This window comes from Qipengyuania sp. GPGPB31 (genome assembly GCF_038396345.1).
GTDB classification, from domain to species: domain Bacteria; phylum Pseudomonadota; class Alphaproteobacteria; order Sphingomonadales; family Sphingomonadaceae; genus Qipengyuania; species Qipengyuania citrea.
Genome location: NZ_CP149572.1, coordinates 2,195,357 through 2,219,543, shown reverse-complemented (window position 1 = coordinate 2,219,543; position 24,187 = coordinate 2,195,357). Strand labels below are relative to the sequence as shown.

General features: G+C 66.0%; 26 protein-coding genes, 2 tRNA genes and 2 pseudogenes. 20 read left to right on the top strand and 10 right to left on the bottom strand.

All coding sequences use genetic code 11. From position 1 onward, the window contains the following. Positions 1 to 9: 9 nt before the first annotated feature. Both WKH79_RS11240 and WKH79_RS11235 read left to right on the top strand, forming a co-directional pair. The gene (locus tag WKH79_RS11240) at positions 10 to 483 is read left to right on the top strand and encodes a hypothetical protein (RefSeq protein WP_341858912.1); all 474 of its coding nucleotides are present in this window, start codon (positions 10 to 12) and stop codon (positions 481 to 483) included. Then, the gene (locus WKH79_RS11235) at positions 483 to 1,514 is read left to right on the top strand and encodes a serine/threonine-protein kinase (RefSeq protein ID WP_341858911.1); all 1,032 of its coding nucleotides are present in this window, start codon (positions 483 to 485) and stop codon (positions 1,512 to 1,514) included. The genes WKH79_RS11240 and WKH79_RS11235 overlap by 1 nt, the downstream gene beginning before the upstream one ends. A 423-nt stretch (positions 1,515 to 1,937) precedes the next feature. Here WKH79_RS11235 and WKH79_RS11230 read toward each other — a convergent pair. Continuing rightward, positions 1,938 to 2,014 (bottom strand) — tRNA-Arg (locus WKH79_RS11230). Between the two features lie 18 nt (positions 2,015 to 2,032). Further along, positions 2,033 to 2,175, bottom strand: a tRNA-Arg gene (locus WKH79_RS11225). 134 nt (positions 2,176 to 2,309) lie between these two features. Between WKH79_RS11225 and WKH79_RS11220 the strand changes: the two genes are divergently transcribed. The 9 genes and pseudogenes from WKH79_RS11220 (at position 2,310) to WKH79_RS11180 (ending at position 10,771) form a co-directional block, all read left to right on the top strand. Further along, on the top strand, positions 2,310 to 2,705 hold the full coding sequence (locus tag WKH79_RS11220; RefSeq protein WP_341858910.1) for a hypothetical protein: 396 nt from the start codon (positions 2,310 to 2,312) through the stop codon (positions 2,703 to 2,705). A 99-nt stretch (positions 2,706 to 2,804) separates the two neighbouring features. Next, complete coding sequence (locus tag WKH79_RS11215; protein WP_341858909.1) at positions 2,805 to 3,284, top strand: MmcB family DNA repair protein; 480 nt, start codon at positions 2,805 to 2,807, stop codon at positions 3,282 to 3,284. A gap of 46 nt (positions 3,285 to 3,330) precedes the next feature. Next, the gene (locus WKH79_RS11210; protein ID WP_341858908.1) at positions 3,331 to 4,050 is read left to right on the top strand and encodes a sterol desaturase family protein; all 720 of its coding nucleotides are present in this window, start codon (positions 3,331 to 3,333) and stop codon (positions 4,048 to 4,050) included. Between the two features lie 118 nt (positions 4,051 to 4,168). Then, the gene (locus WKH79_RS11205; protein WP_341858907.1) at positions 4,169 to 4,525 is read left to right on the top strand and encodes a DUF2141 domain-containing protein; all 357 of its coding nucleotides are present in this window, start codon (positions 4,169 to 4,171) and stop codon (positions 4,523 to 4,525) included. A 179-nt stretch (positions 4,526 to 4,704) separates the two neighbouring features. After that, a pseudogene (locus WKH79_RS11200) lies at positions 4,705 to 5,232 on the top strand (hypothetical protein); the annotation flags it as partial. Positions 5,233 to 6,662: 1,430 nt separating this feature from the next. Beyond that, the gene (locus tag WKH79_RS11195; RefSeq protein ID WP_341858906.1) at positions 6,663 to 7,766 is read left to right on the top strand and encodes a phosphatase domain-containing protein; all 1,104 of its coding nucleotides are present in this window, start codon (positions 6,663 to 6,665) and stop codon (positions 7,764 to 7,766) included. A gap of 8 nt (positions 7,767 to 7,774) precedes the next feature. After that, positions 7,775 to 8,677 (top strand): alpha/beta hydrolase, encoded by a 903-nt coding sequence (locus WKH79_RS11190; protein ID WP_341858905.1) that lies wholly within the window; start codon positions 7,775 to 7,777, stop codon positions 8,675 to 8,677. 10 nt (positions 8,678 to 8,687) lie between these two features. Further along, positions 8,688 to 10,067 (top strand): M48 family metalloprotease, encoded by a 1,380-nt coding sequence (locus tag WKH79_RS11185; protein WP_341858904.1) that lies wholly within the window; start codon positions 8,688 to 8,690, stop codon positions 10,065 to 10,067. 17 nt (positions 10,068 to 10,084) lie between these two features. Continuing rightward, on the top strand, positions 10,085 to 10,771 hold the full coding sequence (locus WKH79_RS11180) for a DsbA family protein (protein ID WP_341858903.1): 687 nt from the start codon (positions 10,085 to 10,087) through the stop codon (positions 10,769 to 10,771). 14 nt (positions 10,772 to 10,785) lie between these two features. Here the strand turns inward: WKH79_RS11180 and WKH79_RS11175 are convergent, their stop codons facing one another. Beyond that, on the bottom strand, positions 10,786 to 11,397 hold the full coding sequence (locus tag WKH79_RS11175; RefSeq protein ID WP_050601539.1) for an HD domain-containing protein: 612 nt from the start codon (positions 11,395 to 11,397) through the stop codon (positions 10,786 to 10,788). An 82-nt stretch (positions 11,398 to 11,479) separates the two neighbouring features. Between WKH79_RS11175 and WKH79_RS11170 the strand changes: the two genes are divergently transcribed. The 5 genes from WKH79_RS11170 (at position 11,480) to WKH79_RS11150 (ending at position 15,653) form a co-directional block, all read left to right on the top strand. Beyond that, positions 11,480 to 12,709 (top strand): histidine kinase, encoded by a 1,230-nt coding sequence (locus WKH79_RS11170; protein WP_341858902.1) that lies wholly within the window; start codon positions 11,480 to 11,482, stop codon positions 12,707 to 12,709. Then, positions 12,706 to 13,503: a LytTR family DNA-binding domain-containing protein gene (locus WKH79_RS11165; protein WP_050601538.1), complete on the top strand. Its 798-nt coding sequence runs from the start codon at positions 12,706 to 12,708 to the stop codon at positions 13,501 to 13,503. Before WKH79_RS11170 ends, WKH79_RS11165 begins: the two co-directional genes overlap by 4 nt. Positions 13,504 to 13,628: 125 nt before the next feature. Continuing rightward, positions 13,629 to 14,489 (top strand): carboxylating nicotinate-nucleotide diphosphorylase, encoded by an 861-nt coding sequence (gene nadC / locus WKH79_RS11160; protein WP_341858901.1) that lies wholly within the window; start codon positions 13,629 to 13,631, stop codon positions 14,487 to 14,489. Between the two features lie 41 nt (positions 14,490 to 14,530). Next, entirely contained in the window at positions 14,531 to 14,953 is a 423-nt protein-coding gene (locus tag WKH79_RS11155) for a hypothetical protein (protein WP_341858900.1), read from the top strand. Positions 14,954 to 14,987: 34 nt separating this feature from the next. Continuing rightward, entirely contained in the window at positions 14,988 to 15,653 is a 666-nt protein-coding gene (locus WKH79_RS11150) for a ribonuclease T (RefSeq protein ID WP_341858899.1), read from the top strand. Between the two features lie 29 nt (positions 15,654 to 15,682). Here the strand turns inward: WKH79_RS11150 and WKH79_RS11145 are convergent, their stop codons facing one another. Both WKH79_RS11145 and WKH79_RS11140 read right to left on the bottom strand, forming a co-directional pair. Then, positions 15,683 to 16,111 (bottom strand): nucleoside deaminase, encoded by a 429-nt coding sequence (locus tag WKH79_RS11145; RefSeq protein ID WP_341860121.1) that lies wholly within the window; start codon positions 16,109 to 16,111, stop codon positions 15,683 to 15,685. 62 nt (positions 16,112 to 16,173) lie between these two features. Further along, on the bottom strand, positions 16,174 to 16,425 hold the full coding sequence (locus WKH79_RS11140) for a hypothetical protein (RefSeq protein ID WP_341858898.1): 252 nt from the start codon (positions 16,423 to 16,425) through the stop codon (positions 16,174 to 16,176). A 170-nt stretch (positions 16,426 to 16,595) separates the two neighbouring features. Between WKH79_RS11140 and rpmB the strand changes: the two genes are divergently transcribed. Then, on the top strand, positions 16,596 to 16,886 hold the full coding sequence (gene rpmB / locus WKH79_RS11135) for a 50S ribosomal protein L28 (protein ID WP_050601534.1): 291 nt from the start codon (positions 16,596 to 16,598) through the stop codon (positions 16,884 to 16,886). A 57-nt stretch (positions 16,887 to 16,943) separates the two neighbouring features. Here rpmB and WKH79_RS11130 read toward each other — a convergent pair whose 3' ends face one another. From WKH79_RS11130 to xseA, 4 genes are read right to left on the bottom strand one after another with little or no spacing between them, the layout of a single operon-like run. Next, the gene (locus WKH79_RS11130; protein ID WP_341858897.1) at positions 16,944 to 17,924 is read right to left on the bottom strand and encodes an esterase-like activity of phytase family protein; all 981 of its coding nucleotides are present in this window, start codon (positions 17,922 to 17,924) and stop codon (positions 16,944 to 16,946) included. Positions 17,925 to 17,966: 42 nt separating this feature from the next. Continuing rightward, positions 17,967 to 18,887 carry a M23 family metallopeptidase gene (locus tag WKH79_RS11125; RefSeq protein ID WP_341858896.1) on the bottom strand — a complete coding sequence of 307 codons (921 nt, stop codon included), beginning with the start codon at positions 18,885 to 18,887 and terminating at the stop codon, positions 17,967 to 17,969. Beyond that, positions 18,884 to 19,093 (bottom strand): DUF2093 domain-containing protein, encoded by a 210-nt coding sequence (locus WKH79_RS11120; protein WP_063505881.1) that lies wholly within the window; start codon positions 19,091 to 19,093, stop codon positions 18,884 to 18,886. The genes WKH79_RS11125 and WKH79_RS11120 overlap by 4 nt, the downstream gene beginning before the upstream one ends. 24 nt (positions 19,094 to 19,117) lie before the next feature. After that, complete coding sequence (gene xseA / locus WKH79_RS11115; RefSeq protein ID WP_341858895.1) at positions 19,118 to 20,575, bottom strand: exodeoxyribonuclease VII large subunit; 1,458 nt, start codon at positions 20,573 to 20,575, stop codon at positions 19,118 to 19,120. Between xseA and purD the strand changes: the two genes are divergently transcribed. After that, on the top strand, positions 20,574 to 21,848 hold the full coding sequence (purD, locus tag WKH79_RS11110; RefSeq protein ID WP_341858894.1) for a phosphoribosylamine--glycine ligase: 1,275 nt from the start codon (positions 20,574 to 20,576) through the stop codon (positions 21,846 to 21,848). The genes xseA and purD overlap by 2 nt on opposite strands. Positions 21,849 to 21,914: 66 nt before the next feature. On the opposite strand, the pseudogene WKH79_RS11105 reads toward purD, so the two are convergent. Beyond that, positions 21,915 to 22,909 (bottom strand): annotated as a pseudogene (locus tag WKH79_RS11105) (adenosine kinase). Between the two features lie 112 nt (positions 22,910 to 23,021). Here WKH79_RS11105 and WKH79_RS11100 point away from each other — a divergent pair. Beyond that, positions 23,022 to 23,714, top strand: a complete 693-nt coding sequence (locus WKH79_RS11100) for an EI24 domain-containing protein (RefSeq protein ID WP_341858893.1) — start codon at positions 23,022 to 23,024, stop codon at positions 23,712 to 23,714. After that, positions 23,707 to 24,120, top strand: coding sequence for a hypothetical protein (locus WKH79_RS11095; protein ID WP_050601526.1), 414 nt, complete (start codon positions 23,707 to 23,709; stop codon positions 24,118 to 24,120). Before WKH79_RS11100 ends, WKH79_RS11095 begins: the two co-directional genes overlap by 8 nt. Positions 24,121 to 24,187: the final 67 nt, after the last annotated feature.

Genomic DNA, 24,187 nt, shown 5'->3' with positions numbered 1-24,187 from the left:
GTATTCTGAATGACTAAGCGATGGCTGGGGCTCAGTGCCTCGAAGGAAGGTGTAACCTACGTCGATGTTGAGGTCCCCGACGACGAGGGGCCGATTGTCGTTTTGACCGACGACACTTGGAAGGTGCAGAAGGGCGACCGGAGCGAGGCCTACAGCTTCCTCCATCAGCAATGTGCCGACTACATCCGCGAAAATGGCATCGAAGACGTGGTGGTGAAAGCTAGCGCCGTGATGGGCAAGGGCGCAGCGAAGCTAGGGATGCTTCATAGCGCCGAGGTTCGCGGCATAGTCATCGCAGCGGCGGCTTCAGTCTGTCCGGTGAGGCAACTCACCAAAGGGGTAATCAGTCGCACCTATGGGGAGCGCAACGTGGACGACTATGTGGCGGATGACTCGTTCTGGGACGCCCACACGACCGGCGGGAAGCTGAGGAAAGGAAGCCGCGAGGTTGCGATGCTCCTCGTCGCTGCAAGGAATGACTGATGACCGACTACATTTCCGGCCTCACAATCGGCGTGAAAATTGGAAATGGCCATTTTGGTGAGGTGTTCCATGGTGTCGATCCGGCGCATGGAAACGTTGCGGTGAAGGTCCTGCGACGCGAAGCCCACCACGACGATGCGCGGTGGCAACTCTACAAAGGTGGCTCGCTGAACGAGGCCCAACACCTATCCAAGGCCACCCACAGGAACGTAGTCCAAGTCCATCACGTAGTGGAGGGCGACGGCGGCGACAGCGTCGTGATTTGCATGGAATACTGCGCTGGCGGCTCCCTTGAGAAGAAATACGAGGCCGGGCCCATGACTCTCCGGGCCGTAAAGAAGGCGGCGACCGAGGTGCTACAGGGCCTCGGGGTTCTGCATTCAAGGGGAATGCTGCACCGGGACATCAAGCCCGCCAACATCCTCCTCAACGGTCAGGGCGTGGCAAAGCTCGCAGACTTCGGCTTGGTGACGGATGACTTGCTCCTGGGCTATGGATCTCAGGCGGGCTACTGGGACCACATCGCCCACGAATGTTGGCACAACGGCCCAACCAGCGCGAAGAGCGATATATGGGCTCTCGGCATGACGCTTTACCGCCTCCTCCACGGCGAGGTCTGGTACGAGGAGGCCCCCAGACCGCAGACGATGATCGAGGACGGGGGCTTCGTGGATACCCTCAAGTGGCTTCCGCACATCCCGAAGCCTTGGCGCACGTTCATCCGCCGCACGATGAACGATGACCCGGCAAAGCGCTTCCAAAACACAACCCAAGTGCTGGCAGGCATAGCCGCACTTCCAGTCGAGCCGCAGTGGGAGGTTGAAGTGGCGCCCCAGCTAATCAAGTGGCACCGGACCAAGGGACAGCGGCGAATAAAGGTTGAGTGGGAACGGATTTCGTCACGTAAGCATCAATGGCGCGCGTGGAGCGAACCAATCGCTAGCGGGCGTTCCATGTCGTTGGACGGCTCCGGCGGAGTGGTTGGTCAAGGGAAGGCAATTGCAGGATTGAAGGCCTTCTTCGGCGCTTAGCTTGAGCGCAATCGCCTTGGGAGCAAATACGCACCTTTGATGTCGGAGGGGCTCAGGCGTTTCAGGCCAAAAACACCGACAGCTTTCGCGTGACGCTCCTTGGCGCACCGTTTGCAGTAAGCAGCGTTCGCATTGACGCCCGGCGCTGGACGCCAATAATTGCCGCAACAACGGCACTTGGGGAGACTTACCCCTATATTTGGTGACTTGCGCTTCATCGTTTGACCTCCCCTTCATACTGGGGACAAGCTGTGAACAAACCGTGAATCATCTGCGGGTTCCTGTCAAGAGTCACAGTATGTGGGGGCTCACGTCGAGCTTCCGGCGCGAACCGCATAGGCGGTTAAAAGCAACCTTCGCTCTCGAAGGCTTCCGACGCCGGCGCGCCAATTAGGTAGGAACGAAATGGGGTTGATAAGGAAATGGCGCACCCGACAGGATTCGAACCTGTGACCTTCGCCTTCGGAGGGCGACACTCTATCCAGCTGAGCTACGGGTGCTTTACGCTTACGCGATGCTTACGCGGAAAGAATTGCGATGTGAACCCAATCCTCGCATTCATCTAAGCTCTTAAATTTTTAACCAATTCCTTCGAACTATACAGCACAATCCCGCTTGACACCTGCCTTCGGAGGGCAGCGCTCTATCCAGCTGAGCTACGGGTGCTGGTCGCCGTGGCGAGGGGAGCGCTTAGCAAAGCGTATTCATGCTCGCCAGTGCTAAAACGGCCTTTGCCCAGCCTGGTGCCGCCGCGCGTTAGGCTTTTTGCAAGATTGCCCGCGTACCTCCGCCAGCATGAATGCGCTCTCCAACGAGTTCGACCTGTCCGAAGCCACCATGCTGTCGCCCGATACCGGGACCGCGGGCGAGCCCGACCCCGCGCTGGTGACCGAGCAGTGGGAAGCAGTTCATGAAGCAGCGGCCGCGGTCGGCGTTCTCGCCCAGCTCGGCCGCGAAACGATCGCACCCGAAGTCGCCGACCTGCCGCAACGCGCGGCGCGCAAGGGCGGTTGGCACTATGCCATGGCAGCGCGCGGCATTGACGACATTGCCGCCTTCATGCAACCGGGCCTGCGCGCATTGCTGGCGCTGACCGCCAAGGGCCAGGACACCACCGCCGCGGCGCTGACGCTGTGGCGCGAATTCCACGCGGCGCGCTGCGCCATCGGCGAGCTGATCGAAACCGCCTGAAGCGAATTCTCCCCGGTACGCCCGGCGTGTCCGTGCGCAGCGTGAAGTGTTTCTGCCCCAACCCTTGACCACGTTCCTCCTATGTTCCAGTTCGGCGGCATGAGCGAATCAACCCTGGCAGCCACCACGGCAAGCGACGTCGCCCGCGGCGTAGCGCGGCTGTTTGCGCGCAACGATATCTGGTGCCTCACCGAAATGCCGCTGCGCAATGGGCGGCGCGCGGACATGATGGGGATCGACGCCAAGGGGCAGGTGATCATCGTCGAGATCAAGGTCCAGCGGGGCGACCTGCTGGGCGATGGCAAATGGCCCGATTATCTCGATTTCTGCGACCGGTTCTTCTGGGCCCTGCCCCCGGGGATGGATCGCAGCCCGCTCGAAGGCGACGCATATCGCCCCGATTGCTGCGGCATCGTCGTGGCCGATGGCTATGACGGGGAAATTGTCCGTCCCGCCCCGCTCAATCCGCTGGCCGCCGCGCGCCGCAAGCTCGAGGTCGAACGGCTCGCACGAACGGCATTGCGCCGGGCGCGCGTGGCGCTCGATCCGCAATGCGCGCCCTGGGGTACGCCCGAGTAGAACTTCGCCTGTTCCCCCCGGCGCCGCGGGGGGCTAGGGTCGGCCCATGCCCTGGGCTGCCATTCTCCTGTCTGCTGCCGCCATGACCGCGATCGTGGCGCTGCGCTATCTTGCCGCCAGCGGGGCCTTCGCCTTCGTCACCGCGCGGGTGCGCCCGGGGTACCACGCACGGCTGGGCCCGCAGATCCGCCGCGAAATCGGCTGGTCGCTGGCGTCCGCGGCGATCTACGGCATTCCGGCAGGCATCGTCGCCTGGGGATGGCAGACCCACGGCTGGACCCGGATTTATACGCAGTGGGATGCCTATCCGCTGTGGTATCTGCCCGTCGCCGTGCTGTTGTACCTGCTGGCGCATGACACGTGGTTCTACTGGACTCACCGCCTGATGCACCGCCCCAAATGGTTCCGGAAAATGCATGCGGTCCACCATGCCAGCCGTCCGCCCACCGCCTGGGCGGCAATGAGTTTCCACCCGTGGGAAGCGATAACCGGTGCCGTGGCCATCCCCGCGCTGGTGTTCCTGATCCCGATCCATGTCGCCATGGTGGGCACGGTGCTGCTGATCATGACGGTCATGGGAGTGACCAATCACATGGGGTGGGAGATGTTTCCGCGCCGACTGGTTCATTCCAAGTTAGGCGAGTGGGTGATAACTGCCAGCCACCATCAGCGTCACCATGAAGAGTACAGATGCAATTACGGCCTCTATTTTCGCTTCTGGGATCGCGCCTGCGGGACCGATCGCGGGCTCAGCCCCAACGCCTGAAGAGGGCGGCGGCACTTGCCCTGATCCCGGCCGGCGCCGCGTTGGCTGGCGCGGTGCCTGCCCCCCGGCGGGCCCGGCTGCCAGTGCGCAAGCGCCGGGGGCGACGATCACGATCACGGTGACCGACCTGCGCAGCGCCAAGGGCATCGTGCGCGCCTGCATGACTGCGGACGAACACAGCTTCCCGCGCTGCCGCGGCGTGGCGGGCGCATTCGGCGCGACGGCGCAGGCGCGCGAGGGCAGCGTCTCGTTCACCTTCCGGCACGTCCGACCGGGGCATTATGCGATCGCGCTGCTTCACGACGAGAACAACAACGGCAAGGCCGACCGCGCGCTGGGGATGATGCCCCGCGAAGGGTTCGGCTTTTCGCGCGATGCCAAGGTGCGCATGGGTCCGCCGAGCTTCTCTGATGCCGCGCTCGACCTCGGCGGGAAGGATCGCGAGCTGACCATCCGGATGCGTTACATGCTCTAGACCGCCCGCATTTGCCTGCGGCATTCGGGACCCATGGTTAATTTCCTTTACCCGATGTTTACCGCGCCAGTCGCATAGCGGCCCCCTACGAGCAGAACTCTTCGGGGACAGACGCAGTGATAGACAGGCTAGGCGGCTTTTTCGGCTCGCGCGATGTGGACGAGGACTTCGACGACGATATCGAGGACTTCGACCCCGTCCCCGAACCGCCACCCTCGCCAGTTGGCCAGGATGAGCGCCGCATGCAGGTGCGGGCCTATAATCACTGGGCAAGCCTGCTCGGCGAATTCGACCTGCCGCTGGTCGCCGACCTCGATCCCGACGCGCTGCCCGATTTCGGCCCCTATTCGGTCCTGCTCGACCTGACCGGCGACATCGACGACCCGCAACTGCGCTTCGTTGGACGCGAGCTGGCCAGCGAAGCCGGGCTGACCGGCGCATGCCCCGCGCTGCTTTCGGCAGTCCCCGGACGCTCGGTGCTGAGCCGGATTACCGACCATTACCTGCAGATCCTTGCCAACCAGGCGCCGATCGGGTTCGAGGCGGAATTCGTCGGGGCAAGCGGTGCCGCCCTGCTGTACCGCGGGATCCTGCTACCCTATTCGAGCGACCGCCAGACGGTCGATTTCATCTATGGCGTGATCAACTGGAAGGAAATTGCCGACCAGCAGACCGCCGACGAGCTGTTGCTCGCGATCGACCAGTCGCTGGCCATGCCCGAGGAAGCCGACAGCGGCAGCGAACGCACGCTCGAAACCGCCGAAACTCTGACCCGTGCAACGCGCGAGGCAGCGGAGGCCGAAGTGCTCGAGCTGGGCGTCACGCACGTGCTGGAGCATCGTGAAAACCTGCCCAGCCCCGCCTTCGGCTCGATGATGCCCGGCGCCGATATCGACCTCGACGACGAAATCGGCCTCGACGACGAATTCGCAGCCGATCTCCCGACCGCGAGCCTGCCCGCGGCGACTGGCGGCGGTGGCCGGGTCGACGCCCTGGGCAACCGCGTCGGCGGGAACGCCCCCAGCGACGATGAGGGACTGGACGACAGCGGCGAGTTCGACAGCGCGATCAAGACCGCTGCCGATTACGGCCTGCCCGACTGGGAAGACGAAGAGGACGAGGGCGATGTCGACTCGGTGGTCGACCCCCTGGCCGATGAAGATACGGCAAGCAGCCTGGTCGCGCTGGTGAATCGCGGCGATCGCACGAAGAAGGCGATCGACCTTTCGCTCGATGGCGGCGCGGCGATCCCGCAGGCCTTCGAACCCGCCGAACCGGCACCGCCGCCGGTGCCGCAGGCGTTCGAACCCGCGCCCGGCATGCCCTTCGACGCCGAGGAAACTGCCGAGCCGATGGGGGCCGAGTTCTCGATCCTCGCGGAAAAGCCCGGAGCGCCGGAGCGCGACATTTTCATTCCCGAACTCGAGGCGCCGGCCCCGCAGCCAGCCGACAGCGCCGCGGACGAACCGCCTGCCGGGCTTTACGACAGCCTCGCCGCCGCGCGCGAAATGGCGCAGGCCGCGCAGAACACCGAGGACCGCAGCCGCAAGACGCTCTACGAAGCGGTCGGACGTGCGTATGACTTCAGCCTTGCCGCGCAGGACAATCGCGCCGACTTCGAGGCGCTGCTCAGCGACAACGGCCTGGTCCAGCAGGACCGCGCGCCGATGACCCCGGTGGTGAAGCTCGTCTTCGGGGCGGATTACGACAAGACCCGTCTGACCGAATACGCCGCCGTGCTGACCCATGCCCATCGCCGGCAGGTCGAACCGGGCGGACTGGCCAGTTTCCTGCGCCAAGCCGACGGCGGGCTGAAGGGCGTGGTGCAGGAGGAGCGCCGCCTGCGCCGGGAAGAGCAGGGCAAGCCGGTCGAGGACAGCCGGGTCGTTCGCCCTGCGCTGGCGCAGAAGCTGCGCGACGCGGACGCGCTCGAAATGGCCGACCTCGAGGAACACGATGGCGCCGAATTTGCGCTGGTCATGGTGCGGCGCACGCCCGAAGGGGCGCTGGAAATCATCGGCGAAGTGCCCGACGACGTGCCGCTGGTCGAACGCGCCGCGCGCAAGCTGCTGGGCTAGCAGGGCAAAGCGGGGAAAAGGCTTGTCGGGTCCGCGCTGCTCCGGCTAGCGCCCGGCGCATGCCATTCCTTCCGACCGCCCCCGTCCGCATCCAGCCCTATCTCGGCTATCGCAACCGCGAGCGCCTGCACATTACCGCACGCGCCCTGCGCTCACGCGTCGGCAAGTTCGAGAAACGCAGCCGCTGGCGTGCTGCGAAGACGATGATTGGCCAGTTCGCCAGTCACGAGGTCGCCGACATGCCCGTCGAACTCGAGATCGCGCGGCCGGGCGCGCCGCCGCAGCGGCACCGGGGCCTGACCGACGCGGAGGGGTTCGTCCGGTTCGATATCGAGTTCGATTCCGCATGGGATTACGACGAGCACCCCGCCTGGGAAACAGTGGTCTTCCACTGGCACACCGGCGACGAAGACCAGTGCATCGATGCGCATGTCCTCGCCCCGGGCGACGATACCGGCCTGGCGGTCATATCGGACATCGACGATACGATAATCGAAACCGGCATTACCGGCGATTTCCGCAAGGTGATGCGCAATTGGCGGCGCGTGCTGATGCAGATGCCCGAAGAGCGCATCATCGTGCCCGGCGCCGATGTCTTCTACAATGCGCTGGGCGGCGGTGAGGTGCTGGCCGAAGGCGCGGGCCATGTCGGCGATCGGCAACCGGCCACGCACCGGCCGTTCTTCTATGTGTCGTCCAGCCCGTGGAACCTGTTCAGCTATCTGGTGACCTACATCCGCGGTGCCGGCCTGCCGCTGGGCCCCATCGCGCTGCGCGATTGGGGGCTCGATCGCGCGACGTTCGGTTCGTCGAGCCATGGCGCGCACAAACGCACCGCGATCGAGGGCATTCTCGGCACCTTCCCCGATCTGAAGTTTGCGCTTATCGGCGACGACAGCCAGGGCGACCTGACGGCCTTTGCCGATATTGCGCTGGCGAACCCCGGGCAGGTGCGGGCAATTTTCATCCGCAAGGTCGGCGAGACGATGAGCCCCGAGGAACTGAACGCCAAGGCCCAATTGCGCGCTGCAGGCGTGCCGCTGTGGCTGGGCAACAGTTACGACACCGGTCACCAGTTCCTCGCTTCGATCGGCCTGCTGGCCGATGACGAGGCAACGGCCATCGTCGATTCGGTCGAGGCCAGCGACCCGGCGCGGAAATGAGCCGGGGCATGAAAATCCTCATCGCACTGCTCGCCGTCGCCCTGCTGGCCGGAGCGGGGCTGCTGGTGGCAATTCGCACCAACGGGCCCGCAGTGCTCAACGCGCTCGACCGGGTCACGAGCGGCAGCCGCGATGTCGCACTGGTCGCCCGGACCACCTATGGCGAACATCCCGCACAGAAGCTGCGCATCTATGCGCCCGCGGATGCGGCCGGCCCGCTGCCGGTATTCGTATTCGTCCATGGCGGCAGCTGGAGCTGGGGCGATCCCGACGATTACGATTTCGTTGCCCGTGCGATTGCGCCGGCAGGCTTCGTGACGGTGCTGGCAGGGTACCGGCTGGGCGGGGACGGGCGCTATCCCGCCATGCTCGAAGACACGGCGGCGGCGATTGCCGAAGCGGCGAGGCTGGCGCCGCAATATGGCGGCGATCCCGCGCGCATCGTGATCGCCGGGCATTCGGCGGGGGCGTACAACGTCGTCCAGGTGGCGCTGGAAGAACGCTGGCTGGCAGCCAGCGGGGTGCGCCCGGCCGGAGTGATCGGCCTGTCGGGACCATATGATTTCTACCCGTTCGACAGGCCGTCGGGCGAAGCCGCATTCGGATCGGTCGGTGCCGGGCCCGAGAGCCAGCCGATCAACCATGCGCGCGCCAATGCGCCGCCGATGCTGCTGGTCCATGGCGAACAGGACACGCTGGTCAAACCGCGCAACACCCGCGTGCTGGCGGCCGCGCTCGACCAGCTGGGCGCACCGGTCGAAACGCTGCTCTACGATTCGTTCGATCACAACGCCCCGCTGATCTCGCTTGCCAGCCCGTGGCGCGGTTCGCGCGATGTGGATGACGCGGTAATCGCCTTCGCGCAGCGGCACACCGAGGTTTCAGTTCCGGTTCAGGCTCAAACCCCCTAAAGCAGTCGCGATGCGTCTGATCGCCCGCCTGCTCGCCTTCCTTGCAGCTGCAACGCTTGCGGCCCAGCCGCTCGCCGCCCAGTCGATCCTGCGCGACGCCGAGACCGAGGCCTTTCTCGACGAGATTTCCGCCCCGCTGATCGAGGCCGCGGGCCTCGAGCCGGACAATGTCGACATCGTGCTGATCAACGATCCGTCGATCAACGCTTTCGTCGCGGGCGGACAGGCGGTCTACCTCCATTCGGGGCTGATCGACGCCGCCGACAGCGCCGAGGAAGTGCAGGGCGTGATCGCCCATGAACTGGGCCACATCACCGGCGGCCATATCCTGCGCTACGGCGAAGGCATGGCCGCGGCTTCGCGCATATCGCTGCTGTCGATGATCGCCGGGATCGGCGCCGCACTGGCCGGTGCGGGAGACGCGGCCATGGGAATCATGATGGCTGGCCAGCAAGCGGCAATGGGCAATTTCCTGTCCTTCAGCCGCACGCAGGAATCTTCTGCCGATTTCGCCGGCGCGCAATATCTGTCGGACGCGGGGATTTCGGGTCGCGGCTCGCTCGAATTCTTCGGCAAGCTGCTCAACCAGGAATATCGCTATGGATACAGCCAGAGCGACGAAGCCGGCTTCTATCGCACGCATCCGCTGTCGGGCGACCGTATTTCCGCGCTGCGCGAAGTGTACGAAGGCGATCCCGCATGGGAGCGTCCGCCCGATCCACGCAACCAGGCGAATTTCGAGCGGGTGAAGGCCAAGCTGACCGGTTATATCTCGAAGCCTTCGGTGACGCTGCGCAAGTATCCGGAGACCGACCAGTCGATCCCGGCGCTCTATGCGCGCGCCTATGCCTACCATTCGAACGCGCGCGTAGATCTGGCGCTCGATACCGCCGACCAATTGCTCGCCAAGGACCCCGCGGATCCCTATTTCCTCGAACTCAAGGGGCAGGTCCTGCTCGAATCCGGGCGCCCGCATGAAGCGCTCGATCCGCTGCGCCGCGCCACCGCGATGACCAATGCGGAACCGCTGATCGCCAGCCTCTTCGGGCATGCCCTCATCGCCACCGAGGACGACGGCAATTTCGAGGAGGCGGAACGCGTCCTGCGCGCCGCGGTGGGCCGCGATCGCCGCAATCCCTTCGCCTGGTACCAGCTCGGCGTGGTCTATGCCGCGCGCGGGGATACCGCGCGGGCCCGGCTGGCCTCGGCCGAACAGCAGGTGATGAACCGCCAGTACGGGCTAGCCCTGCGCAGCGCGCAGGCGGCCGAATACGGGCTCGAGCACGGCACCCCCGACTGGATCCGTGCACAGGATATCGGCATGCAGGCGCGCGCGCTGCTCGAACGCCAGTGCGAAATGGAACGCGGCCGCGATTGCGCGCCCGGCTGAAGCGAACAAGGGGCACCATGAAGAACCATCTGCTGACTGCGCTGATCGCGCTGGGATGCGGCTTTGCGGGTGCGGCCCTGTGGTCGCTATCGGGGCTGGGCCATGACCAAACCCGCGAGTATCTGATCGCCAATCCGCAGATCCTGCCCGAAATGAGCGAAGCCTATCAGCGCCAGGAAAGCCAGGACCGGCTCGCTGGCATTGCGGACGAGGTACGCGAGCCATTCCCCGGGGCGGTGCTTGGCAATCCGGACGGCGGCACGGTGTTGGTCAAATTCACCGATTACGGCTGCACCTATTGCCGCCAGTCGATTGCCGTGATCGACGAACTGATCGCAGGCGACCCCGATCTGAAGGTGGTGATCCGCGAATGGCCGATCTTCGATGGCAGCGAACAGGCCGCGCGCATGGCGCTGGCCGCAGCAAAGCAGGGCAAGTATCCCGCCTTCTACCACGCCCTGTTCGAACAGGGCCCCCCAAGCGACACCACGATCGCCCGGGCTGCGCAGATCGCCGGCCTCGATATCGAGCAGGCCCGCGCCTTCGCTGCGTCGGATGATGCCACCGGCGAACTGGCGCGCAACATGGCGCTGGCGCGCACGCTGCAGTTCACCGGCACGCCGAGCTGGGTGGCCGGTGGTGAAACGATCCAGGGGCTGGTCCCGCCCGAGCGCTTGGCCGAAGCGCTGGCCGCCGATAGCTGACCGCTTCGCAGCGGCTATTCTTGTTCGAGCGCCTTGGCATAGGCCGAGGCAAGCGGACGGGCCATCACCCGGCGCACCATCGGTTCGAAGAATTCGAGCGGTTCGCTGTCGTAATCGGGATCGAAGGCCGCCTGGTCGTATTTCTCGCAGAACAACCGGCACGCTTCGTAGTGCGGGTGACCGGTGAACTTGTCGCGCGCGTTCTGGTCCATGCCGAGGAAGTGGAAGTAGTAATACCCCTGGAAGGCGCCGTGGTTCTGGCAGATCCAGTGCACTTCCTCGCTGACGAAGGGCTTGATGATCGACGCGGCCACCTCGGGGTGGTTGTAGCTGCCCAGCGTGTCGCCGATATCGTGCAGCAGCGCCATCACCACATATTGCTCGTCCCGCCCGTCGCGGTGGGCGCGCGTGGCGGTCTGCAGCGAATGTTCCAGCCGGTCGACCGGGAAGCCGCCGAAATCGCCGTCGAGGAGCCTGAGATGGTCGAGCACGCGGTCGGGCAGCCCCTTCGCGAAGGCACGGTATTCGCCGCCGATGATCGCCCAGTCGTCGGCTGTGCCCTGTTTCATTTCGCGGAACTTGGCGCGTCCCGGTCCCGCTTCGTCGATAGTTTCCTGCACGCCCATCGCGTCTCTCCCTCGCTTCGGCTGTCACCGACGGTGTAGCGGCTGGCGCAATTCGCTGCAATTGCGCTAGGGAGGGTGGCTCATGGCCGTTTTGCCCATTCGTCCTACGCCGTTCTTCGCCAACAAGAACCAGGCGTTCTGGAACCTCCAGCTGGCCGGCTGGGGCGGGGCGACGATGCTGCGCGGGATGTCGGCGCTGGCCAATGGCCAGTCGCCCGACCGGCTGGTGATCATCCTGATCGCCACGATCACGGGCTTCTCGCTCAGCCTGATCCTGGCGGTGGCGTACGGCCGGCTGATCCGCCAGCGGCCGCTGGTTACCTGGGGCGCCACCGTGCTGGTGCTGGCCGCCGCAACCGCGGTCTACGCCTTCATCGACAGCTGGGTGCTCGATGTCGCCGGCGCTTCGGCAGGCAGCGCGAGCTTCGCCAATCTGTTCGTCGGGATCTACTTCATCGACCTGACGCTGCTCGGCGCATGGTCGGCGCTCTATTACGCGATCAATTTCTTCCTCCAGGTCGAGGAGCAGGCCGACCGGCTCGAACGGCTCGAAGCGCAGGCGACCAGCGCGCAGCTGGCCATGCTGCGGTATCAGCTCAATCCGCACTTCCTGTTCAACACGCTCAATTCGATCAGCACGCTGGTCCTGCTCAAGCAGAGCGAGACCGCCAACGCCATGCTGACCCGGCTCTCAAGCTTCCTGCGCCACACGCTGGTGACGCAGCCGGGCGGTAAGGTGACCGTGGCGCAGGAAATGGAGACGCTGCAACTTTATCTCGGCATCGAACAGATGCGGTTCGAGGAACGACTGCGGTCCAGCTTCCGGATCGAACCCGAAGCGGCCAAGGCGGAACTTCCCGCCATGCTGCTGCAACCGCTGGTCGAGAACGCGATCAAATACGGCGTCAGCCCGCAGGAGGAAGGCGCCGAGATCGACATCGTGGCGCAGGTCGTCGGACCGCGGCTGCGCGTGACCGTATCGGATACCGGCCCGGGCATGACCATGAACAGCGTCGAGGATGGCCTGCCCGCGGTGCGCCACACCCATGCCCGCCGCGATTCGACCGGGGTCGGCCTGGCCAATATCCGCGACCGGCTGGCCCAGGCTTACGGCGAGGAACACCGCTTCGAGATCCGCTCGCCCGAAAGCGGCGGGTTCTCGGTCCTGATCGAACTGCCTTACGAAACCAAGGAATCCCCCGCGTTAAGCGAGGCGCAAGCCGCACCCGCGCAGGCGCTGTCGCAGAAACCCTCGGCACCCCCGGTCGTTGTACCCTCACCCCTACCCCCGAAAGCACCCCAGACGACATGACCATCCGCACCATTCTCGTCGACGACGAAAAGCTCGCCATCCAGGGTCTCCAATTGCGCCTCGAACCCTTCGAGGACGTCGAGATCATTGACACCTGCCAGAATGGCCGCGAGGCGATCCGCGCGATCAAGACGCAGAAACCGGACCTGGTTTTCCTCGACATCCAGATGCCCGGCTTCGACGGTTTTTCGGTTGTGCAGGGCGTGATGGAAATCGACCCGCCGCTGTTCGTCTTCGTCACGGCGTTCCAAGAACATGCAATCCGTGCCTTCGAGGCGAATGCGGTCAATTACCTGATGAAACCGGTCGACGAGGACAAGCTAGCCGATACGATCGAACGCGTGCGCCAGCGGCTGGCGGAAAAGAAATCCACCGAGGAAGCCGAAAAGCTCAAGAGCGTGCTTTCCGAGGTCGCCCCCGAAGCTGCGGAGAATCTCGCCGGGGAAGATCCCGAAGCGGCCAGCCGGTTCGAAAAGCTCATCAACGTCAAGGACCGGGGGCAGATCTTCCGGGTCGAAGTCGGCACGATCGAGCATATCGAGGCCGCTGGCGATTACATGTGCATCTATACCGGCGACAATTCGCTGATCCTGCGCGAAACGATGAAGGATCTCGAACGCCGCCTCGACCCGCGCAAGTTCCAGCGCGTTCACCGCAGCACGATCGTCAATCTCGACCAGGTGCGGCAGGTCAAGCCGCACACCAATGGCGAATGCTTCCTCGTGCTCGAATCGGGCGCGGAGGTGAAGGTCAGCCGCAGCTACCGCGACGTCGTCGCGCGGTTCGTGCACTGACTTGCTTTTCGGCCCCGCAACTGCGGGGCCGTCCTCGACGCTGTCCCTCCGCTTCGCTACGGGCGTCTGCGGGCGGGCGGTCGCCCTTGCCGGGCCGCACCCGGCCCCGTTCTGGAGCGATCACTGTGACATTCAATCTCGACGGTTTCGACCTCGACGCCTTTGTCCGCAATACGCTGGCGGAAGACCTCGGCGTGGGGCTTTCGGGCGGCGGCCGCGACGTGACCAGCGAAAGCGTCATCCCTGCCGATGCCCGCTTCGCCGGGGTGATGGACACGCGCGATGCGATAGAGGTGGCGGGGCTGGGCGTAGCCGAAGCCTTCTTTCGCGCACTCGATCCGGACATGAAGATAGAGCTCGTGGTCGCCGATGGCGAAAGCGTGCCCGCGGGCACCGACCTGATGCGCCTGGAAGGCAATGCCCGCGCCATGCTGACCGCCGAACGCAGCGCGCTCAACACGGTGCAGCATCTTTCGGGCATCGCCACGATGGTGGCCCAATATGTGCGCGCGATGGACAATCCCGACTGCACCCTGCTCGATACGCGCAAGACCATCCCGGGCCTGCGCCACCTGGAGAAATACGCGGTGCGCATGGGCGGCGGCGCGAATCACCGGATGGGGTTGTGGGATGCGGCGATGATCAAGGACAACCACGTGCTGGTCGCCGGATCGGTCGGGGAAGCGGTTCGCCGCGCGGTTGCCGCCGGGGTTTCCGATATCATCTGCGAGGTCGACAGGATCGACCAGATCGAACCGGCGCTTGCTGCAGGGGCTACGCGGCTGCTGCTCGACAATATGGAGCCCCCGGTGCTGCGCGAAGCGGTGGCGCTGGTCGGCGGGCGCGTCCCGACCGAAGCGAGTGGCGGGATCAATCTCGAGACGATCCGCGCCAAGGCGGCGACGGGGGTGGATTATGTCTCGGTCGGCCGCCTTACCCAGAGCGCGCCGGCAGCCGATATCGGTCTGGACTTTACGCCCTTGTGATTCGGCGCCATTCCTGCCCTTTCGCCGTAAAGGGATAATCCATGCGCCCGACCTCCATCGTCCTGTTCGAACGCCTTTTCCTGCTCAGCCTGGCGATCGCGCTGGTCAACGGGTTCCTCCAGTATGACGCGCTCGTCGCACAGGTCGGAAACGATCCCGCACTGGCGCAGCTGGGCTGGGGTAGCGGCGCGATCCTGGCCGTCATGGCGATCAGCCTGCTGATCCCCTTGCTGCTGTGGTATTTCATCGCCCGCCGGGCCAGCAACATCGCCAAGTGGATCCTGGTGGTGATGACGCTGCTTGGACTGCTGTTCGTCAATCTCGATCCCGGCCAGCTCGGCAGCCTGGCCGGCATCGCCTCGCTGGCCGTGACCATCCTGCAGCTGGTCGCCATCGTGCTGCTGTTCCGCGCTGATGCGCGCGCGTGGCTGAGCGATGATGCCGATGATGCCGAGGCGCCCTAGCCTAACCGTCCTGGCGCCCCTGGCCTGCCTGCTGGTGCCCGCCGTACCGCTGGCAGCGCAGCACTATCAATGCAGCGTCCCGCGCAGCGTCAACGTGCCCCGGGTAACGCCCGATGCGCCGCCGCGTCCCATGCCCGTCACCGGCTATACGCTGGCGCTCAGCTGGAGCCCCGAATTCTGCAAGCCGCGTCGGGGGCAGCCGCGCCATGCGCGCCAATGCAGCGGGCAGGCCGGACTGTTCGGTCTGGTCGTGCATGGCCTGTGGCCCGAAAGCGGCCGCAGCTGGCCGCAGTGGTGCCCATCGCGCCGCCAGCTCCAGTCGCGGGATCTGGCGGCGAACACGTGCCTCTCGCCATCGGCGGCGCTGCTGGCCCGCCAATGGGCCAAGCATGGCAGCTGCATGGCGCGAAAACCGGCAACGTACTTCCGGGTAACGCGGATATTGTGGGACGGCCTGCGCCTGCCCGATTACGACCGGGTGAGCCGCGAGGACGGGCTTACTGCCGGCACGATCCGCACCCGCTTCGTCGATGCCAACAGGGGCTGGCCACGCGAGGCAGTGGGCGTGAAGCTGAATGCGCGCGGCTGGCTGGAGGAATTGCGGCTATGTTACGACAAGCGGTTCATGCCCGCACGCTGCGATCGGACGCGCTTCGGCGCGAGTGATGCCGCCCCGGCCAAGATCTGGCGCGGCCTCTAGCCGGCTCTTTGCCGCGAAGCTGGCGGCGTTCACCGTCGCTGCCTGAAAAACCCCTGCAGCATGTCCGCGGCGCGCTGCTCGCCGATTCCCGCATAGACTTCGGGACGATGGAGGCACTGCGGCTGGTCGAAAACGCGCGCGCCATGTTCGACTGCCCCGCCCTTCGGATCGCTGGCCGCGTAATACAGCCGGCCGATCCGCGCGTGCACGATCGCGCCCGCGCACATCGCGCAGGGCTCCAGCGTGACCCACAGGTCGCAATCGGTCAGCCGCTCGGTGCCGAGCGAATCGGCAGCGCGGCGAATCGCGAGGATTTCGGCATGGGCAGTGGGGTCGTGAAGATCGCGCGGCGCATTGTGCGCTTCGCCGACGATTGCGCCGTTCCGGGTGACGACTGCGCCGACGGGCACCTCGCCCGCAGCGGCGGCGGCGCGCCCCAGTTCAAGCGCGCGGTCCATGAAGCGCCGATCGATCACGGCGCTTGCCGTCCGGTTCGATGCCGAGGACCGCGCGCCGATGCTTATTCGTCGCCGGTTACGGGTTCGCCAGTGGCATCGTCCGGGCCATCGACATCGACGTCGAGCGTCGGGACTTCGACGGTTTCGGTACCGGTGTCGACATTCACTTCGGGGCCTTCCACGTCGAATTCGGGCATGTTGCCGCCATCGACATCGACTTCGGGCATTTCGCCTTCTTCCGTCTGGTCGACATCGCATGCCGCCAGCGACAGCGAGGCAAAGGCAACCGCGCCAGCAAGGACAAATTTACGCATAGAAGTGCTCCTAAGGATTGGAAGTGTATGGTAGGTGCCTGTGCGAACCGGCGCAACAACGCATCTACCTTGACGATTCGGCCCCTCGCCGCTATCCGCGCCGCTTTCCGGGACAAACCGAGCCCCGAACCCGATTTTCGGGGCACCAACACTCGAACGAGAGACGTATCATGTCGCGCATTTGCGAACTCACCGGCAAGGGCCGCCAGGTCGGTCACAATGTGAGCCACGCCAACAACAAGACCAAGCGGGTGTTCCTGCCGAATCTGCAGAACGTCACGCTGATGAGCGAGAAGCTCGATCGCAGCTTCAAGTTCCGCGTGTCGACGCAGGGCCTGCGTTCGGTCGAACACAATGGCGGGCTCGACAACTGGCTGCTCAAGACCAGCGACGAGAAGCTGTCGACCAACGCGCTCAAGGTGAAGCGTGAACTGAAGAAGGCGAACGCCGCTTCCGCATAAGCCGTGCGGGCGCTGCGGCGCCCCGGCACCTGCGGCGGTTCGAAAGGCGCGCGAGGGCTACTCGCGCGCCTTTTCGCGTGTCTGCCACCGCAGCTTGAGCAGCAGCGTCCGCTGGAAGGACATGAAGTTGTCGTCCGAGATCAGCCAGACATGCTGCCCATCGGCATCCTCGGTAAGGGTCAGGCCCTCGTAATTGTCGCGCGGGATGGTTTTTCCCAGTTCGGCCAGCAGGCGGGCCGTCACGATCCCGTCATCGTCGGGCGCGTCGACATCGAGTTCGGCGATCGCGGTTTCGAACCCCAGCGGGATGCCCCAGTCCAGACGCCGCAGCAGAACCAGCGCGCGGCCCTTTCCGACCGGAGCGGCATCGACCGGACGATATCCGGCAGGAATATCGACGACCACGCTTTGCGGATTGTCGTCCTGCACCGGGTCGCCTGAAAACAGCACCGCCATATGCCGCGATCCACGCCAGCGGCGCGAACGCTCCTCGATCGCGAGAAAGCGTCCATCGGCGAGACGAACGAGCGATTCGACACCCGAATTGCTGGCCCAATCCGCCATCAGCGCTGGCCGCACTTCCTTGTCGGGCCGGAAAGCGGCGTCGAGCCGGACGATCGCTTCGCGATATTCATAGCCGGCCCAGACCGTTCCGGTTTCCGGATCGACCGCCAGCGATTCGAGGTCCCGCCCCATCTTGTAGGATGTCTCGCTCGGCTCAAACGCGCTGAACAGGCCCGTCCGGCGCCCGCGATCGGGTCGGTGGAACTCGAGCTTGCGCCCCGTATCGCTGCCGGCAAGGAAGCGGCCATCGGGCAAGGCGACGAGCGCCGAGATTCCCCCGAAGCGCAGGCGATCGCCCGCCAGCTCCCATGCGCCAAGCAAAGTGAAGGGCCCAGCCGTGCGTTGCTGTGCCGCGATGGGTGTCAGAGTGACGTCCGGCTGCAATGCGCGGGGCGGCGGGGGCGAGCGCAGCCAGGTCCCGGGGGCGAGCGCGACCGTCAGCGCGGCGGCAAGGAGAAAGCGCTTTGGACGCATGCGAGCGGGTCTCTCCAGAGCGCGCGGACGCGCGTCAAGCGCTCAACGCATCGGCCCGGTGAAGAGCAGGGGATCAAGACGTGAATTGCGCCATTTCAGGCTCCAGTGCAGATGCGGCCCGGTCGCGCGGCCCGATGCGCCGATATCGCCGATATGCTGGCCCTGCCGGACCTGCTCGCCCTCGCTCACGTAAAGACGCGAGGAATGCAGGAACGCGCTGTTCAGGCCCTGGCCGTGGTCGATGATCAGCAGCTTGCCCTCAAGGCTGAAATCCTCGGCCGCAAGCACCACCACGCCGTCGGCAGGGGCGACATAGGGCGTCCCGCTGCCACCGGTCGCGATATCGATGCCCGAGTGGTAGCTGCCCGGTTCGCCGCGGTAGATACGCTGCGCCCCGAAGCGGCCCGAAATGCGTCCTTTGACCGGCCAGATGAAATCCTGTCGCCAACCCGTCGCCCCGGTCTCTCTGAGCCGCGCATCCCAGATCGCGTCGAGTTCGGGCTGGCGGCGCCGCATGAACGATGCCGAGCTTCCACCGGCGCGGCGTGCGACGTTCACGCGTTCGATGTCCCAGGCCCGCGGTGCAATCGCGAGCGGGCTGGTGACGGTCCGGCCATCGGCCAGCGTCGCCCGCAGGGTCGCGGCCGGGTTCGCATCGCGGTCGAAGGCGGCAAAGAACCGCCCGTCTTCGTCCAGCGACAACGGTTCTTCGCCGAGCGCGGCTTCCACCGTTCCGGCGGGTACACGCCCCCGGATCCAGCCGCCCTGCTCCAGCTCGCCATCGAAGGTGAATAGGGGCGCGGGGGCAGCGGCCGTGCTGGGGCTGGGTGTGGGAGTGGGCACCGGCGCAGGCGTGGCCCGTACGGGCTGTACGACTTCGGCCGAGGCCGCGGATTCCGGCTCGGCAGTCGGAACGCAGGCGGCGGCTACGAGGAGGAGCGGCGCGACCCGGATCGGATTCACGGTGCGAGCCGCTCGGTCGCGAGCTGCGCGCTGGCATAGGCTTCCTGGTGCTCGACCGACCAGTAACGCAGCTCGTCGAGCGGGATCGGCACCCCGCTCATCGCACAAAAGACATGGTTGCCCGCGCGCAGGACGCGAAAGCCCGAGGGGCCGTACTGCAGCTTGGCCTCGCCATTAGCCGGGCCCGAATTCTTGTTCATCAACATGGCGGCGTCCCTAGCATTTGCGCGTCACCCGAACAAATCATCCTGCTTGGGCGGGGTTCCGGATTTGCGCGGCTTGCGACGCGGCGCGGGAGGCGGAGGCTCCATGCCGGTCGCCACCGCGAGTTCGCCATCGCGGAACTTGAGCGTAAGCACCGCCTCCTGCGCCGCCGCCGCCCGGTCGGTGATCGTCCGCCCGTCGGGTCCGGTGACGCGCACATAGCCGCGCGCCAGCGGTCGGTCGGGATGAAGCTGTCCGGCCAGCCGTGCAAGCGCCGCCAACCGCTCGCGCCGCTCGGCCAGAGGGCGTTCGACCAGCGCGGGTGCAAGCTTCAGCCCGGCGAGCGCGCGCTGCGCCTCGCGCAGATTGCGCTGGAGCACGACCGGGGCCAGCCGCAGGTTGGAGAGCTTTTCGCGCCCCTGCGCCGCGCGGTCGCGCAAGCCTCGACGCAGGCGTTCGGCCAGATCGTCGAGCCGCTGCGCATGCGGCTCCAACAGCGCCTCGCGCTGGGGGAGCCGGTCGGCGCGCGCCTGCAGCCGTTCGCGCCCCAGCTGTACCGGGCGCAGGATCGCGCGTTTCTTGCGCGCTTCGAAATCGGCCAGCACCGCGGCGAGCTCGGCGCGCACCGGCACCGCCATTTCCGCCGCGGCGGTCGGCGTTGGCGCGCGGCGATCGGCGGCGTAGTCGGCCAGCGTGGTATCGGTTTCATGGCCGACCGCGCAGATCGTGGGGATCGGGCACTCGGCAATCGCGCGCACCACCGCTTCTTCGTTGAAGCTCCACAGATCCTCGATCGACCCGCCACCCCGCGCGACGATGACCAGATCGGGCCGGTCGGGGTGTTCGCGGGGCATCTGCGCGAACCCGCGGACCGCGCCCGCGACCTGCTCGGCCGCGCCCTTCCCCTGCACCAAGACCGGCCACACGATCACGCGGCTGGGGAAGCGGTCGGCAAGCCGGTGGAGAATATCGCGGATCACCGCCCCGGTGGGCGAGGTGACCACGCCGATCGTTCGCGGGAGGAACGGCAGCGGCTGTTTGCGCTCGGCCGCGAACAGGCCTTCCGCCGCCAGCCGCGCGCGGGTCTTCTCGAGCAGCGCGAGCAGCGCACCCTCGCCCGCCAGCTCCATCCGCTCGATCACGATCTGGTACTTGGAACGGCCGGGATAGGTCGTCACCTTCCCGCTGGCGACCACTTCGAGCCCGTCTTCGGGATCGAACGGCAGGCGCTGGGTATTGCCGCGCCACATGACCCCGTCGATCACCGCCTGTTCGTCCTTGAGCGCACAATACATGTGGCCCGATGCCGCCCGCTTCACCCCCGACAACTCCCCGCGCAGGCGCACGAAACCGAAGCGGTCTTCCACCGTCCGCTTCAACGCCTGCGAAATTTCGCTCACGCTGAGCGGCTCGGCGTTGTCGCCCGTGCGGCGCTTCGCTACCAAGCTCGCATCTTCGGAATCTGACGGGAAATCGGCGGCCATGAATATCCTTCTACTCGGGTCGGGCGGGCGCGAACATGCATTGGCGTGGAAACTGGCGCAATCGCCGCTGTGCGACAAGCTGTGGGCGGCGCCGGGCAACCCTGGTATCGCACAACATGCCGAATGCACCGCGCTGGATTCCGGCAACCACGATGCCGTGGTCTCCTTCTGCACGGACAATGCGATCGCCCTGGTCGTGATTGGCCCCGAAGCTCCGCTGGTCGACGGGCTCGCCGATACGCTGCGCGCGGCGGGGATCGACACCTTCGGTCCCTCGCGCGAAGCCGCGCAGCTCGAAGGCAGCAAGGGCTTCACCAAGGAGCTGTGCCAGCGCGCGAACATTCCCACCGCACGCTACGAGCGCTGCGTCTCGCTCGAACAGGCGTGGGGCGCGCTCAAGCGCTTCGATCCGCCTTTCGTGCTCAAGGCTGACGGGCTCGCCGCGGGCAAGGGCGTGGTCATCGCCGAAACCTACGAAGAAGCCCAGCACGCGCTCGACGAGATGTTCGACGGCAAGTTCGGCAGCGCGGGCAGCGAAGTGGTGATCGAGCAGTTCCTGATGGGCGAGGAGGCCAGCTTCTTCGCGCTGACCGATGGCACGGCGATCGTGCCCATCGGCACCGCGCAGGATCACAAGCGCGTGGGCGCGGGCGATACCGGACCGAACACCGGCGGCATGGGCGCCTATTCCCCCGCTCCGGTACTGAGCGAGGATTTGCAGGCGCAGGTCATGCGCGAGATCGTCGAGCCGACGGTGCGCACCATGACCGCCGAGGGTACGCCCTATTCGGGCGTGCTCTATGCCGGGCTGATGCTGACCAAAGACGGCCCGCAACTGATCGAATACAATGCGCGCTTCGGCGATCCCGAATGCCAGGTGCTGATGATGCGGCTGGAAAGCGATCTGGTCGAACTGATGCAGGCCTGCGCGCAAGGACGGCTGGGCGACATCGCCGAGCCGGCGCTATCCGGCGATTTCGCGCTGACCGTGGTGATGGCGGCCGAGGGCTACCCCGGCACGCCCAGGAAGGGCGGTAGGATCGATCTGGGCGAGGCCGAGGCCGGCGGCGCCAAGGTCTTCCACGCCGGCACTAAACTCGCAGGCGAGACGCTGACCAGCAGCGGCGGCCGCGTGCTCAACGTCACCGCGCGCGGAGCAAGCGCGACCGAAGCGCAGGCAAAAGCCTATGAGGCGGTCGACGCGATCACCTTCCCCGACGGCTTCTGCCGCCGCGACATCGGCCAGCGCGAAGTGCGGCGGGAGCAGGCCTAACGCGAAACGAAGCCGGGCCCCGGATCGGGTCCGGGTTGATTTCATCGGTAGCCGGAGGAAGGTAGCCTAGCCCAGCTTGTCCGCCACCAGCTCCTTGAGGTCGGCTTCGCTGCGTGCGCCGTAGTGCGAGATGATCTCGGCGGCGCAGATCGCGCCCATGCGCAGGCAGATTTCGAGGGTTTCGCCGCGCGCATGGCCGGTGAGGAAGCCCGCTGCGAAGAGATCGCCCGCGCCGGTGGTGTCGACGACCTTGTCGATCGGTTCGGCGGCAATTTCGGCGCGCGCGCCATTGGCAATGCCCACGGCGCCCCTGGCGCTGCGCGTAGCGACCAGCACGGGGACCTTGTCCTGCAGCATGGCCAGGCCCGCGTCGAAATCCGCTTCGCCGGTCAGCGTCGCCAGTTCGCTTTCATTGACGAAGAGGATGTCGATCTGCCCTTCCTCGATCAGCGCGCGGAAATCGTCGCCATGACGATCAATGACGAAGCTCTCGCTGGCAGTGAAGGCGACCTTGCGGCCCGCGTTGCGCGCTACCTCGATCGCGCGGCGCATTGCGCGGCGCGGTTCTTCCGGGTCCCACAGATACCCTTCGAGATAAAGGATGCCTGCGCTGGCGATCAGCTCGTCGTCGAGCGCGGCGGGGGGAGGAACTGGCTTGCCCCGAGGAAGGTGTTCATCGTCCGCTCGCCATCGGGCGTGACGAAGATGAGGCAGCGCGCGGTCGAGGGCTGGCCTTCGCGGGCGGGCGTGTCGAAATCGATTCCCACCGCGCGGATGTCGTGGCTGAAGACGTCGCCCAGCTGGTCCTGCGCCACCTGCCCGACGAATGCGCATTGCGCGCCCAGCGCCGACATGCCGGCAAGCGTGTTGGCGGCAGAGCCCCCGGAAATTTCCTTCGCCGGCCCCATCGCCTCGTACAGTCGCCGGGCGCCGTCCTCGTCGACCAGCGTCATCCCGCCCTTGTTGAGATCGAGTTCGGCGATCAGGTCTTCTTCGCAAGGGGCCATCACATCGACGATGGCATTGCCGATGGCGATTACGTCGTAACGGGGTTCGGTCATGGGTACTCCGGGGAGGGGATAATCGGTGTGTCGGGCGCGGTTAGCGGCTCGTCGGGGTTTGGCCAAGGGCAGCGTTGACTTGGGCAGGGCGCGCGCGCATCGCAGTGGCCCTATGGTGTCGCTTTCCCGCGCTCTTGTTCTGGCGATCGTCCAGCTCGGCGATCCCGCTATCCTGAAAGTGCTGGCAAAGACCGCAGTGGTCACGCTGCTGGTTTTCGCAGCGGGGGGCACGGCGCTCTATGTCGCGCTCCACAGCGCGATCGGTACCGCCTTCGGGATCGAGGCCGCCGGTCTTGGTGCACTGGCCGCGGCGGCGGCGACCGTGCTGGCTGCATGGTTCCTGTTCCGGGTAGTCGCGCTGTTCGTGCTGCAGTTCTTTGCCGAGGACGTGGTCCGCGCGGTCGAGCAGCGCCATTTCCCGCAAGCTGCGGCGAACGCCCGGCGAATCGGGTTCGGCGAGGAGCTGGGCCATGCCTTGCGTTCGCTGGGCCGCACGCTCGTTGCCAATACGCTGGCATTGCCGGTTGCCGGCCTGCTGCTGTTTACCGGCGTGGGCGCAGCAGCGGTGTTCCTGGTGGTCAACGCCTTGCTGGTCGGGCGCGAACTGCATGACGCCGTATGGCTGCCCCACCGCGCGCATGCGGCCGAAGCCGCGCCGATTGGCGGCGCGACCCGATTTCTGCTCGGCGCCGTGGTGGTGGCGCTGCTTGCAATACCTTTCCTCAACCTCCTCGCCCCGATACTGGGCGCGGCGAGTGCGACGCATCTCGTCCACCGCGCCCGAGAGAAAGGTCCGCATGCGTAAGTCCGTCCTGTTCCTGCTGCCGCTGCTGGGCGCCTGCGCCACCGGACCCGTACCCGGCTCCACTGCACCCTCGCGGCCGGCGTCCGCGCCGCCGCCGCAGCAAGTGCGGGTGGCTCCGTCGACCCCCGACTTCCGCGCGCCGCGGGTCATGAATGTGCCTGGCCTCGAAGGCGTGATCGGCCGCAACCAGACCGCGCTGGCGAATATTTTCGGGCCGCCGCGAATCGACGTAACCGAAGGTGACGCGAAGAAGCTGCAATTCGTGGGCGAGGCCTGCGTACTCGACATCTATCTCTATCCGCTCAGCCCGGGTGCGGAACCCAGTGCAACCTATGTCGATGCACGCCGCGCGAGCGACGGGCTCGATGTCGATCGCGCGGCCTGCGTGCGCGCGCTGCGCCGCTGAAGCCCGCATCCGCTAACCCGGACTTAAGCAAACCGCGCTAGGCTCCGCGAACCGGTGTTAGGCGGGA